The sequence below is a fragment of the Ichthyenterobacterium magnum genome (assembly GCF_003610635.1).
GTDB lineage: Bacteria > Bacteroidota > Bacteroidia > Flavobacteriales > Flavobacteriaceae > Ichthyenterobacterium > Ichthyenterobacterium magnum.
The window spans coordinates 38983-53310 of sequence record NZ_RAQJ01000006.1; the positions used below are offsets into that span (position 1 = coordinate 38983).

The 14328-nt window shown below is 30.2% G+C and carries 12 protein-coding genes; 9 read left to right on the top strand and 3 right to left on the bottom strand.

The genetic code is table 11. From position 1 onward, the window contains the following. Positions 1-101: 101 nt before the first annotated feature. Positions 102-2198 (bottom strand): hypothetical protein, encoded by a 2097-nt coding sequence (locus BXY80_RS12280; protein ID WP_120202373.1) that lies wholly within the window; start codon positions 2196-2198, stop codon positions 102-104. Positions 2199-2293: 95 nt separating this feature from the next. Here BXY80_RS12280 and BXY80_RS12285 point away from each other — a divergent pair, with 95 nt between their 5' ends. From BXY80_RS12285 to BXY80_RS12315, 8 genes are all read left to right on the top strand, one after another. Continuing rightward, positions 2294-2809: an RNA polymerase sigma factor gene (locus tag BXY80_RS12285; protein ID WP_120202374.1), complete on the top strand. Its 516-nt coding sequence runs from the start codon at positions 2294-2296 to the stop codon at positions 2807-2809. A gap of 48 nt (positions 2810-2857) precedes the next feature. Further along, positions 2858-3754, top strand: coding sequence for a FecR family protein (locus tag BXY80_RS12290; RefSeq protein WP_120202376.1), 897 nt, complete (start codon positions 2858-2860; stop codon positions 3752-3754). After that, a complete protein-coding gene (locus tag BXY80_RS12295) occupies positions 3747-6068 on the top strand; it encodes a TonB-dependent receptor plug domain-containing protein (RefSeq protein WP_120202377.1) in 2322 nt (773 codons plus the stop codon). The genes BXY80_RS12290 and BXY80_RS12295 overlap by 8 nt, the downstream gene beginning before the upstream one ends. A 105-nt stretch (positions 6069-6173) precedes the next feature. Continuing rightward, the gene (locus BXY80_RS12300) at positions 6174-7382 is read left to right on the top strand and encodes an acyloxyacyl hydrolase (protein ID WP_120202379.1); all 1209 of its coding nucleotides are present in this window, start codon (positions 6174-6176) and stop codon (positions 7380-7382) included. Beyond that, entirely contained in the window at positions 7379-7927 is a 549-nt protein-coding gene (locus BXY80_RS12305) for a YfiT family bacillithiol transferase (RefSeq protein ID WP_120202380.1), read from the top strand. Before BXY80_RS12300 ends, BXY80_RS12305 begins: the two co-directional genes overlap by 4 nt. A gap of 9 nt (positions 7928-7936) precedes the next feature. Further along, positions 7937-8305 carry a hypothetical protein gene (locus BXY80_RS12310; RefSeq protein ID WP_120202382.1) on the top strand — a complete coding sequence of 123 codons (369 nt, stop codon included), beginning with the start codon at positions 7937-7939 and terminating at the stop codon, positions 8303-8305. A 76-nt stretch (positions 8306-8381) separates the two neighbouring features. Continuing rightward, on the top strand, positions 8382-8558 hold the full coding sequence (locus tag BXY80_RS13970; RefSeq protein ID WP_162843314.1) for a hypothetical protein: 177 nt from the start codon (positions 8382-8384) through the stop codon (positions 8556-8558). Positions 8559-8611: 53 nt separating this feature from the next. Further along, positions 8612-9052, top strand: a complete 441-nt coding sequence (locus BXY80_RS12315; RefSeq protein ID WP_120202384.1) for a nucleoside deaminase — start codon at positions 8612-8614, stop codon at positions 9050-9052. A 14-nt stretch (positions 9053-9066) separates the two neighbouring features. On the opposite strand, the gene argS is transcribed toward BXY80_RS12315, so the two are convergent. After that, positions 9067-10845: an arginine--tRNA ligase gene (gene argS / locus BXY80_RS12320; RefSeq protein ID WP_120202385.1), complete on the bottom strand. Its 1779-nt coding sequence runs from the start codon at positions 10843-10845 to the stop codon at positions 9067-9069. A gap of 425 nt (positions 10846-11270) precedes the next feature. On the opposite strand from argS, the gene BXY80_RS12325 reads away from it, so the two are divergent. Next, positions 11271-13325: a tetratricopeptide repeat-containing sensor histidine kinase gene (locus tag BXY80_RS12325; protein ID WP_120202387.1), complete on the top strand. Its 2055-nt coding sequence runs from the start codon at positions 11271-11273 to the stop codon at positions 13323-13325. 7 nt (positions 13326-13332) lie between these two features. On the opposite strand, the gene ctlX is transcribed toward BXY80_RS12325, so the two are convergent. Then, positions 13333-14268 carry a citrulline utilization hydrolase CtlX gene (ctlX, locus tag BXY80_RS12330; protein ID WP_120202390.1) on the bottom strand — a complete coding sequence of 312 codons (936 nt, stop codon included), beginning with the start codon at positions 14266-14268 and terminating at the stop codon, positions 13333-13335. Between the last annotated feature and the right edge of the window lie 60 nt (positions 14269-14328).

A 14328-nucleotide genomic window follows, 5' to 3' on the forward strand; every position in this document is an offset into this window, starting at 1 on the left:
TCTCATAAATTAAAGCATAAAAAAAGGGTTGCTATGGCAAAGCAACCCTTTTTTAACCAACTAAAAACTAAAACTAAAACTAGCGGTTCAGTTTTAATGAATTAATTACAATCTCTCTCTAAGACCATGATATCATTATTTCTGTGTAATTCAAATCTATCTTCTTCGCATTCTACAACTAACCAATTACCTGTTATAGCTTGTATGTTTGCACCTGCTACATTTGAAAACTCTACAATAACACCATCATTAGATTGTGATGTAGACCAAAATGCATCAATTGTTTCTGTAGCTGTATAAATTACGACGATACCTGAATTGGTTTCGAAATCTAAATTATACATTATAAAATCATCACTTCCGTTGTAGTTTACAATATTCCAAATGCAATCGTATAAAAAGGCGTCAACATCTGTTTCACTACAACTTGTGTTACAATTTTCTGCTATTAATTGTATTTCAAAAATTCCAACTGCATCACCTATTTCAACTCTTACATAAATAGTTTGAGGGTTTGTAGTATTTGTATATGCTTCTGGATTAGGTATTGGATTTACATAAATTTGAGCATCTTGCAATGTTTCATAATAGGTTACAACATCTGCTTCAGGTGTACAATTAGCATAAGCTACAGTAAGATTAAATAGGGCATGACCATCGTTATTATCGCTACAAGCAACTAGTTCTGCGTTAAAACTTTCAAAGCATTCAAAAGGGTTTGTTGTAACTTCTACTTCACATTCGCAATTTGCATTAATAACACCTTGTTGATTTTCGACATAACAAACATCGCCTATATTAGCTTGTAAGTTTTCACAATCATACATAGCAACATTACAATCTCTTTCAAAAACCAAATGGTTAGCTTCGTTATGCATTTCTATTCTATCTTCTCTACACTCAACAACCAACCAATCTAATGAAATTACATTATAAGGTTCTGGTAGATCTAGGGCAACAAAAACACCTGATCCTGTTAAAATTACTGACCATGTTCCTGTTAATTGTTCGCTTGATTGAGGATTAGTAATAACGACAATACCATCTTGAGTAAACTCAAAAGTATCTGCTATTATATTATCATATAAGTTTGTACCTGCATACCAAATACATTCTTGTAAATACGCGCTAATTTCTTGTGCGCTACAATCGATATCGTCTTCACACTCTTTTTCTAATACAATTGTAGTTGTGTTTCCTTCAGTTTCTCTAATAAGTTCAAATCTATCATCATCACATTCAACTACAATCCAACTTCCTTCTAAATCTTCAGAAAAAGCAGTTAAGTTACTAATTACCAATTCTGGATAACCGTTGGCACTTAAAGATGTTTCCCAGTTTCCGCCTATAGCAACTGTTGTATCACCATTGATGATTTGAAAAGTTCCGTTTTCATTAAAATGGAATTCATACTCTAAATAATTATCATCTCCATTAAAAGAAACTAAGCTCCAAAAACACTCTTGCAAATACATTGAAAGCTCATCTTCAGTACAATCATTTTCTTGTATTTCGCAATCGTCTTCTGCTTCATTAATAGCAGTTTCAAGCTCTTGATTATTATTTACTTCTAATGTTTCTCCATTTGCATAAACTAATGTTACTGGAAAGTTTAAACTTGCTAATACTACGCCATCATTATCATCATCTAATCCGTTTAAAAAAGTATATAAGGCTTCGTCATTTTCAATAGTGATTGTATCAATAATTTGAAATTCAGAATCGTAAATAGAAAATGAAATTGGATACTGAAAATCGACACATTCTATCACTTCTACTTCTTCTGAGCAATCTTCAATAAAAACGTTTAATTGCTCTTCATTTTCAATAACAACTTCTGTATAGTCATTTAAAATTATAGTAATAGGAAACAAAAATTCTAGAGTATCTACATCATTTTCAAATTCATTATATAATGCTTCAATAAGTTGTAAGTCTTCTAGTGTACTAATTGTAATTGTTATACCATTAACGACTATGGTTACTGGTAAGTTAATTGCTAAACAATTAGCATTGTCTAATACATCATCAAGTGAACCATCGTTTGCAGATGCATAAAGCATTAGTTCTGTTAATGCAGAGTTAGCAACAATAATTTCTTGCTCGTTTGGATTATCGTTAAATACAGCTTCATCTTCACACGAAGTAAAAATAAAAAGGGCAAAAAAGGTAAGTAGGTAAATTAATTTCGTTTTCATAATATTTGGGTTGTCAATTTATTAATGAAACAATCAGAAATAAAAAACTCCTACCTTAGCCTCTAATTTTTTAACTTAGCCCCAAGTATTAAAACATGTCAAAACCTATAAAAGATAATATATGTGAAGAACGGTTATTTTCATCGTTGTTTAACAAATACTCTAAAGATTTGCATGACTTTTTACATTATAAATTTGGAAGTCATTTAAATCCAAAAGACAAAGTTCAAGAAGCATTTGTAAAACTTTGGCAAAACTGCAAAAAGATACCGCCAAATAAAGCAAAAAGTTTCTTGTTTACTGCAGCAAACAATCTAATGCTTAATGAGATAGCACATCAAAAAGTAGTCTATAGACATCAACAAACAAAACCTAAATCTTATACTAATGAAACACCTGAGTTTGTTTTACAAGAAAAGGAATACATGCAAAAACTAGAAAATGCTATAGCAAATCTAACCGAAGCACAGCGCGTTGCTTTTTTAATGAATCGTGTTGAAGGGAAACGCTTTAAGGAAATTGCTCAGCTTTTAGATATCTCTACAAAAGCAGTAGAAAAACGTATTTATGGCGCCTTAAAAAAGCTTAGAAAAGATATAGAAAATCTATAAGGGTAGGAATTATCACGTATTAACTGTTATATAGATGTAATACATAAAATGAAAAGAGAAGAACTCATACAAAAATGGTTAGACCATAGCTTAAATGCTGAGGAATTGGATGCTTTTAAAAAGCTTGAAGATTATGATGCGTTAACCAAACTAGACACTAACTTAAAACATTTTAAAGCTTCAGACTATAACACAGAAGAAGCTTTAAGTAAGGTATTACATACTATAAAAACGCCACAAAAAGCATCTAATAATTGGATGCAAGCTGCAATTAAAATTGCTGCAATTTTTGTACTTTGTTTTGGTGCATATTATTATACAACAACCTTAGACACATCGGTACAAACTTTAGTAGCTCAAAAACAAGTTATTGAATTACCAGATGCTTCTAGTGTAAACTTAAATGCTTTATCCACACTAACCTTTAATAAAAGTAGTTGGGATAAAAACAGAGAAGTTACACTTGATGGCGAAGCCTTTTTTAAAGTTGCTAAAGGCTCAAAATTTGATGTAAAAACAGAAACAGGCACAGTAACCGTTTTAGGAACTCAGTTTAACATAAAACAACGTGACAACTATTTTGAAGTAATTTGCTACGAAGGTCTTGTTGGCGTTTTATATAAAAACAAACAAACCAAATTACATCCAGGAGACACCTTTTTAATAATAGATGGGAAATACATTGCAACAGAAAAAGAAAATCAATTAAACCCTTCTTGGTTAAATAATCTAAGTCGTTTTAAAAGTTTGCCTTACAAAGAAGTTCTTAAAGAATTTGAGAGACAATACAATGTCTCAATTAAAATGCAAGGCATTGATGATTCACAATTATTTACAGGAAGTTTTACGCATAATAATATAGAAACTGCGTTAAAATCTATTACTTTACCTTTACATTTATCGTATAATAAAACGGACCATACCATTACACTAAAGAGTGAGTAAAAAAGGTGTCTTATATCTTTTTGTTTTTTTATTTTTTTGTAATGTTTGTAGTGTTATCGCTCAAAACATTTCTAAAGAAAAACAACCTCTTGCCAAAATATTAAACTACATAGAAGGTAAATACAAAGTCAATTTCACCTATGTTGATCAAACCATAAAAGATAAAGAGTTACAGCTTCCTAAAGAATTTTTAACCCTTGCTGAATTAATTACTTTTTTAAAAAAAGAAACCAATTTAGATTTTATTCTTTTAGAAGACAATAACATCGTTATATCAAAACGTATAAACCCATTAAGTAGTTTTATTACTCAAAAGCTGGAAGAAATAATAATTACTAATTATTTAACCAAAGGTATTTTTAAAAAGAGTGATGGGAAAATTGTTATTGAAACTGAAAAGTTTGGAATTTTACCTGGTCTTATAGAACCAGATATTTTACAAACCATACAAGCGCTTCCTGGTATTTTGAGTGTTGATGAAACCGTATCAAATATTAATGTTAGAGGCGGAACACATGATCAAAATTTAATTCTTTGGGACGGAATTAAAATGCATCAATCTGGACACTTTTTTGGCCTAGTATCTGCATTTAATCCTTATCTAACAAAATCTGTTAATGTATCTAAAAACGGAACTAGTGTTAAATACGGTGATGGTGTTTCTAGTGTTATAGATATTCAACAATCCAATAACTTAGACCAAGAAGCTAAAGCAGGAGCTGGTTTTAATCTAATTCATGCAGACGGATTTGCAAAAATTCCCTTAAACAATAAAACAGAACTGCAAGTTTCTGCTAGACGTTCTATTACAGACTTTATATTTACACCAACATACGATCAGTATTTACAACGCGTGTTTCAAGACTCAGATTTTTCTAACAATCAACAAAGTACTAATAATATTGTTTCAAGCAACGAAGAGTTTTATTTTTACGATATAGCTACAAAATTTTTGTACGATATAACAGATACAGACCAATTGCGTTTTAATTTTTTAACCATAAATAACAATCTGAGTTACGACCAAAAATCGATTGAGAACAATACAGATAATGTTTTTAAAAATAAATTAATTCAAAACAATTTGGTCTCATCAATAGAATATTTAAAATACTGGAATAGCACTCTCACCACAACAGCTCAAGTCTATCTTTCTAATTACGATTTAAATGCTACAAATTTTGATGTAATTAATGCGCAACGTTTAAATCAAGAAAACGAAGTAAAAGATTTAGGTATAAAAATTAATGCTACAAACCATGTAGACGAAAACCTAAAACTGCATGGTGGTTATCAATTTAACGAAGTTATTGTAAGCAATATTGAAGATGTAAATACACCTAGTTTTAGAAGTGTTGTAAAAGAAGTTAATAGAACCCATTCTATTTATGGTGAAGCCGAGTTTACATCTGCTAACAAAAACACTTATGCAAGAATTGGTATTAGAACAAATTATATTGAAAAATTTTCTGAATTTTTTACAGAGCCAAGATTATCTGTTAGCCATAAATTAGACAACAATTTTAGACTAGAGTTTTTGGCTGAATTTAAAAGTCAAACAACGTCTCAAATTATTGATTTACAAAATGATTTTTTAGGTATAGAAAAACGCCGTTGGATACTCTCAAATAACGATGATGATGTTCCTATTATAAAAAGCCAACAAGGTGCAGTTGGTATTCATTACAACAAAAACAAGTTATTAATTAGTGCCGAAGCTTTTATTAAAAATGTAGAAGGCATCACAACCAGAAGTCAAGGCTTTCAAAATCAGTTTCAATTTGTAAATGCTATAGGTAAGTATCAAGTAAAAGGAATTGATTTTTTAATTAATAAACAATTCAAAACCATAAGTACGTGGTTAAGTTATTCTTTCAGTAAAAACGATTACAAATTTGATAACTTAAACAATGGTAATTCTTTTGCAAATAACTTAGATATACGTCATGCACTAACCTTTGCAGGCACGTATACTTTAGATGATTTAAAATTAGCTCTTGGTGTAAATTGGCACTCTGGGAAACCAACTACAACGCCTTTAGAAAACCAAAACACTACAACTAATCTCATTGAATACAACACTCCAAATAACGAACGTTTAAAAGATTATTTAAGAACCGATTTATCTGCTACTTACGAACTACAGTTTAGTAAAACTGTTGATGCTTCAATTGGAGTTTCAATATGGAATCTTTTAGACAAAAAAAATAGTATCAATACTTACTATGTAACTGATGATGACAATACCATTAATAAGGTTGAAAATCGCTCTTTAGGTATTACTCCAAATGTTAGTTTTAGAGTGAAATTTTAAAATCAAAATGCTTTTGCGCTATATTTGTAAAAATCAATCTTTGTACTGACTACCAAACATTTCATACTAAAGCATGTGTTTTTGTTATTTCTATGTTTTATAGAAATGCATACATATTGTCAAGAAAAAGAAACTACAGCTTTCTTTATTACTTCAGAAATTTTAATAGGAGAAACTCTTGAAGCCAATACAAATTTTCCAGAAACAAACTTACAAAAGGCTTTTGTTTTAAACCTTGGTAAATATCATTTTAGTAATGAAAAAGAATGGTATTATAGATTAAAATATCCTAAAACAGGAATTTCTCTAGCCATAATAGATTTTGGTAATACTCAAAAAATAGGCAAAGCATATACTATAATGCCATTTATTGAATTTGGTCTATTTAGAAAAAAAAGTCAACGTTGGAACTTATTTTTGGGTGCTGGTGGATCCTATATGGACACTCAATTTGATGCTACCACAAATGCAAACAACCAAGCCATAACCACAAAGTTAAATTGGTCTTTTAGATCATTTATGTATTATGATATTTATAAAAACAAAAAAATTAATTGGCGATTAGGTTTAGGTTACTTTCATCATTCAAATGGGCATACTCGTTTACCAAACCAAGGGCTTAATTCGATATTAGCAAGTGTTTCAGCTCAGATTAACACAAAACCAAAGACAAATAAAACTCTTGAAAATCCTATAAAAATTAAAACACACCAAACCTACTTTTCTATAAGAGCTGGTGTTGGTCAGAATGTATTGTCAGAAACTTTTAACGCTAAGAGAGAAGTATTTTCTGTAGCTATTTCAGCAGGTAAAATAATAAATAAAACCTTTAAACTTGGTGGCGGTTTATATTACCGATATTATGAAAACTATTATGACTATATAAAAAAAAGCGAATACTTAATTGAAGAACAAGTACCACATTTTAGAGATAACCCTTATAAATATGCAACAAATTATGGTATTTTTGGTTCAGCAGAGTTATTACTAGATCACTTTGGTTTTGAATTTGATATTGGTATTAGTTTTTATAAACCTTTTTATAAAATTGACTGGCAACTTAATCAAGGATATTCTTTTCAAAATGCAAATGGAGAAACCATTGAAGTACTAGGAGAACTTAATTCTTATTATAAATTAAAAAAAACAGTGCCAATAAGAGCTGGTCTCAAATATTATTTGTTTTCAAACAATACATGTCCAAAACATAACTTATATATTGCTGCACATATAAATGCAAATCTAGGTCAAGCAGATTTTACCGAGTTAAGCTTAGGTTATGTATATAGATTAAATCTTAAAAATAAAGAATGATAACTGATAAATTGTATGCTCTTAAATTTCCGATAGGTGAATTTAAAACTCCAGAAATTATTACTAGTAATCAAATAGAAACTTGGATTGAAGATATTGAGCGTTTTCCAGAAGAAGTAGAAAACACAACAAAAAAATTAAGCCAAGAAGAGTTAAACTGGGTTTATAGACCTAATGGCTGGAATATAAAACAGGTAGTACATCATTGTGCAGATAGTCACATGAATAGCATTATTAGATTTAAACTAGCTTTAACTGAAGACTCACCAACTATTAGACCTTATTTTGAAGACCGTTGGGCAATGTTAGTTGATAATAATGATAATGATTTATCAAGTACTTTGTTGCTCTTAAAAGGGCTTCACGCAAAACTAGGCAAGCTATTAAGAAGCATTAAAGAGAGTGAATTGTCAAGCGAATTTATACACCCAGAATACGGCAAACGTTTTAGACTAGATGAAACTATAGGTGTTTATGCATGGCACGGCAATCATCATTTAGCTCACATTAAACAAGCTTTAAAATATAAAGGTAAATTTATATAACTTTACCATATGCAATTTTTAAATAAAAAATACACATTAATAGCTACGCTAGTATTAGTGGCAAGCCTTATTTCTTTTTCAGGTTTTGCAAATACACCAACTACATCAATAATAAAAACCGAATTAGTTGTATCTACTTTTAAAAATGATAAAAAAGCGATTAATTATTTTGATGCTTTAAAGTCAAACAAAGCACAACCTTTTAATCATTTCTATTCTTTAAGTTTTAAATCTGCATTAATCAATTATCAAAAACTTAAAACCAAAAGCTACTCTATTTTAAAAGTAAATTTTTTGACTTATAAATCTAAAATTGAATTAACAGTTTTAGGCTTTTCTTCATTCAAAAAAGATAATCAATCATTCTCCATCAGATAATCACTTCTATCTATTTACAAAACCTTTATTAATGGTGAACATCATATTAAATGATGCTTCACAAAATTGATTATTCATGAAAATAAAAAAAGTATTAAGGCTCATTGCCTTAGTCTTCTTTATTGCTATTGCTTCAATAATACCTGTTCCTATAACATTTTATAAAAAAGATAATTTACCAAAACATCTTATTGAGCAATTAGAAACAAAGGAAGAAGATTCTGAAGAAGACAATATAAAAGAGTTGTTTTGACATGCGTATAAAAACAATTACCTTAGTTAACTCATTTTTTTTACAAATTACAGATGACAGATAAATTTTTACAAGCAGCCATAGACGAAGCAAAAAAGGGTTATAATGAAGGTGGCATCCCAATTGGCTCTGTAATCGTTTATAAAAACAAAATTATTGGTCGCGGTCACAATAAACGCGTACAAAATGGGTCTGCAATTTTACATGGCGAAATGGATGCTCTAGAAAACACTGGCAGACTAAAGGCATCTGTTTATAAAGAATGTACATTATACACAACGCTATCACCTTGCTCAATGTGTTCTGGCACAATCTTACTCTATGGTATCCCTAAAGTTGTTATTGGTGAAAACAAAACTTTTATGGGCGAAGAAACACTTTTAAAATCAAGAGGTGTAGAACTCATTATTGCCAACAATCAAGAATGCCAAGATTTGATGACAAAATTTATTGCTGAAAAACCAGATTTATGGAATGAGGATATTGGTGAATAAATAATCTTTAAAACTTACATGCGCTCAGGAACGTTAATTCCTAACAAGCCAAATGCATTTTTTATAATGTTTGCTACTGTACTTGACAACTGAACTCTAAATACTTTTTCATTAACATTATCTGCACCAAGTATAGATACATTTTGATAAAATGAATTAAACTCTTTTACCAAATCATAAGTATAGTTTGCAATTAATGCAGGACTATAATGCTCTGCAGCGTTTTTTATTACTTCAGGAAACAATTGTATTTGTTTTAAAAGTTCTTTCTCTTTTGTATGAAGTGATAGATCTGAAGCATTAAATGTTGCCTCTAGATCTGCTTTGCGTAAAATAGATTGTATTCTTGCGTAAGTATATTGAATAAAAGGGCCTGTATTACCTTGAAAATCTACAGACTCTTTTGGGTCAAATAAAATTCGTTTTCTAGGGTCAACTTTTAATATATAATATTTTAATGCGCCTAAACCAATGGTTTTATATAACTCCAGCTTTTCAGCATCAGAATAACCATCAAGCTTACCAAGTTCTTTAGAAATCTCTCCAGCTGTGTTAGCCATTTCGTCAATTAAATCATCGGCATCAACAACAGTTCCCTCTCTACTCTTCATTTTTCCTGAAGGCAAATCAACCATTCCGTAACTTAAATGATATAAGTTTTCTGCCCAATCAAAACCAAGTTTTTTAATAATTAAAAACAACACTTTAAAATGATATTCTTGCTCATTACCAACAGTATAAACCATACCGCCAACATCAGGAAAATCTTTAACACGCTGTATAGCTGTACCAATATCTTGCGTCATGTATACTGCAGTTCCGTCAGAACGCAATACAATTTTCTCATCCAAACCATCTTCAGTTAAATCACACCAAACCGAACCATCTTCTTTCTTAAAAAACACACCAGACTTTAAGCCTTCTGCAACAAACTCTTTTCCTAATAAATAGGTTTCACTTTCGTAATATAAAGTATCAAAATCTACTCCTAAGTTTTTATAAGTGATATCAAAACCATCATAAACCCATTGATTCATCGTTTTCCAAAGCGATACAACTTCATCATCTCCAGCTTCCCATTTTAAAAGCATCTGCTGAGCTTCTAATAAAATTGGAGCTTGTTTTTTTGCGTCTTCTTCAGTACGACCCTGAGCAATTAACTCTTGAATTTCCTTTTTATATTCTTGGTCAAACTTTACATAATAATTACCTACAAGCTTATCACCTTTTAGTCCTGTACTTTCTGGAGTTTCGTTATTCCCAAAACGTTTCCAAGCCAACATACTTTTACAAATATGAATACCTCTATCGTTTATAATTTGTGTTTTATAAACATTCTTACCAGAGGCTTTTAAAATCTCTGAAACACTATAACCTAACAAGTTATTTCTAACATGCCCAAGATGTAAAGGCTTGTTTGTGTTTGGTGAAGAATACTCTACCATTACTGACTTATCATCAGCATTTGGCACTACAAAACCATACGATTTATTATCTTTTATTTCATTAAAAAAGTCAAGATAATAAGCATCAATAATTTCTATATTTAAAAACCCTTTTACAACATTAAAGGCTTTTACAGCTTCTGCATTAGCAACCAAATATTGTCCAATTTGCTCTCCTATTTGCACAGGGTTTCCTTTAACAACACGTAACATAGGAAACACAACAACTGTTATATCTCCTGCAAACTCTCTACGAGTCGCTTGAAACTCTACAGTTTCTAATTCAGCATTAAAAATTGCTTTTACAGCTTGTTTTACGTGATGTGCTAAAGTCTCTTGGAGATTCATTAAGTGTATAATTTAAGTGTGCAAAGATAAGATTTTTATTCTTTTTTTGTAATCAAAATACAATCTCATAATTATCTTATTAAAAAACATAAGATACTGAAAACAAGTGTTTTAATTGCTACATGCATTTCATCGACAAAAGTGTAGTTTTTCTATGTTTTTTACCTTTTATCGATATAGCATTTTTTTTATCGAATTCATCTATCACTTTATCTAATTTTTAGGTAATAAAACCTATAAATTAGCTTTTCATGAGTCTTTTATTGATTTTTGGTAAGCTATTAATCAAAGTCCCAAACGTTGATGATACTTAATATTCAACCTTTAACAGGATTGTTATTGTATTTTGCATTCTTGCTTATCCTCTCCCTCAAGGTAAGTTTGCGTTCAAACGGCATTACAATTTGTAACATAACTAAAGAACTATGAAACAGTTAATTACTTTAGCTGTTTTATGTTCTGCTCTTTTTTGTTTTTCGCAAACAAACGAGATAGATAGTCTTGCCATACAATTAGCATATCAAAAACAAGATTCTACCAAAGTAGATACGTCTTTGCATTTGATAAAAGCTTTGTATAAAGCAAACGATTTCACAAAAGCACTATTGTACATTAACCAAACCGAACGTCTTTCAAAATCTTTAAACTACACTCAAGGTATTGCAGACGTAAACTACCACAAAGCTTTAATATACTCACAAAGAGACGATTACTACAATGCTATAGATGGTTATAATAAATCACGAAAATATTACAAACAGCTAAAAGACACTTTAGGGATTGCTAAGGTTAATAATAGCATTGGTCTTATAGAAATTAAACGCGGTAATTATAGTGTTGGTTTAGAGCATTCACTTTCTGCCATTCAAACTTTTGAAAACAGAAACCTTCAAGACGAACTCAGCTCTGCCTATAACAACTTAGCCGAAGCTTATTACAATACACATCAAATTGATAAAGCTTTAGAGTTTAATTTTAAAGCACTAAACGTAAGAGAACATTTAAGAGATAGTGCCGCAATAAAAACCTCAACAAAAAATATTGCTTTACTTTATTCTGAAAGAAAAGAACACAGAAAAGCTATTGAGTACTACGAAAAAGTACTCGACTTATTAAACCCAGAAAAAGACCAAGTTTTAAAAGGTGAAATATTACCACGAATTGGTGATGAACATCTACAATTTAAAGACTACAATAAAGCTTCAATGTATTTGCTTGAAGGCTTAAAGTTTAATAGAGATACTAAAAATGAAGATGGTATATTAAGATCATTAAATTCTATTGGAAATTTAAACTTGCAACTAAAGAAAGTTAGGCTTGCAGAATTTCAACTAAATGAAGCTTATGCTTTGGCAAAAAAAATAAATAACAGAACGGAGTTATTAAAAAGCTACAGATTACATAAAGAGCTCGATTCTACAAATGGAAGGTTTCAAAACGCATTTTTCTGGCAAAGCAAATACTACGACTTAAAAAACGAAATTGACGCAGAAAACCAACCAAAAATTCCAGTAAAGACAACCTCAATAAAAAATGAGCAAACTAATGACACAAAAGAGGATTTAGATAAAATAAACCAAGAAAAAGAAACACTTAAAAATAATCAGCTTAAAAAATTAAAACTAATATCTTATATACTAGTTGGTGCCTTTATTGCTGTATTAACCATTTTATTATTAATTTATTTAAAACGAAAAAGCACACTTAAATATAATGAGGAGCTTGAAAGAAGAAATCAAGAAATTCAACTTCAAAATGAGATATTCTCAAAGCAAACTCATGATTTAGAAGAAACCAATAAGGTAAAAGACAGGTTGTTCTCTATTGTGTCTCACGATTTAAAAGATTCTATTTCTTCAATAAAAGGTTTTATTGATCTTTTAAGAGAAGATAGTATTTCTCGTGAAGAGTTTTATGATTTAGTCCCTGAGTTAAGTGAAAATGCAGATAATGCTTCTTCTCTTCTCTTTAACCTATTAAATTGGTCTAAATCGCAAATGCAAAACCTAAAACCTAAACCAGAATTATTCAATATTCAGGATGTGTTTCATAATAAAATGTCTCTGGTTGAGCAAAAAGTAGAGCAAAAGCGTATTGTTTTAATAGATGAGTCTCATCGTGATTTTGTTTATGCAGATAAAAGCATGACAGAAATCGTTGTACAAAACCTACTAACCAATGCTGTAAAATTTAGTCGTGTTGGTGATATAATTACAATCTCAAATAGAGATTATAATGGTAAATCTTTAATTTGTGTAGAAGATACAGGTGTTGGTATTTCTAAAGACAATATTGACAAACTTTTTAACAACGGTACCTTCACAACAATAGGTACAAAAAACGAGAAAGGCACTGGCTTAGGACTTTCTATTTGTAAAGAATTAGTAGAACTAAACAATGGTCGTATTTGGGTAGAAAGTACTCTAAACGAAGGCAGTAAGTTTTATGTAGAACTTCCAAAAATTAAGCCAGCTGAGTAATTTTGATTTAAGCTTTAGGCAAAAACACTTCAGCCATCATACAACGTGCACTTCCGCCACCACAAGCTTCAATTGTATCTAACGAGCTAGACAAAATCTCACAATGACTTTCAATAATCTTAATTTGTGCCTCGCTTAAACTATCATATGCAGCTTGACTCATAATTAAATATAGTTTATCATCTTTTCCTTTTACTTGTAACATATTACCAGCAAAATTATTGACTTGCTTTTCGTTTATAATAATGACTTGCTTACCATCTTCTTCAAGATGTTTAATCACATTTTTACGTTCTTTTTTATCATCAATACATTCTAAACAAATTACAGCAAAAGTTTCACCAAGACACATCATAACATTTGTATGGTATATGGCTTTACGTTTTCCATCAACAGTTTGATTGGCCGTAAAAACAACTGGCGTATACTCAAAATCTTCACAAAACTCAATAAACAAATCTTCGTCTGCTCTTGGTGATAATGCGCAATATGCCTTTCTGTTTACACGGTCTAAAAGCAAACTCCCTGTTCCTTCAAGAAAAATAGATTCATCTTCGGCGCTTGTATAATCAACAATATTATTAATCTTAAAACCAAGTTCTTCTAACTTAAATAAAACATCTTCGCGACGTTCATGTCTTCTATTTTCTGCAAACATTGGATACAAGCCAACATTACCATTCTCGTGAAACGAAATCCAGTTATTAGGAAAAATAGAATCTGGCGTATCATACTCTTTAGTGTCGTCTACAACTACAACATTCACGCCAATATTTCGCAATTTTTCTACATAAGCATCAAACTCTTGTTGTGCTTTTACATTTACAGTTTCTGGCAATAAATTATCAATTACTTTTTGATAATAATTATTTACAGCGGTTTGTTCATTCATCCTAAATCCTATAGGACGAATCATTAAAATTGTATTTGTAGTTTGTTGCATTTTATATGTATTGAATTGCAAAATTAAGATTTTTAAAAAAGATGTTTAATAGTTAGTCGA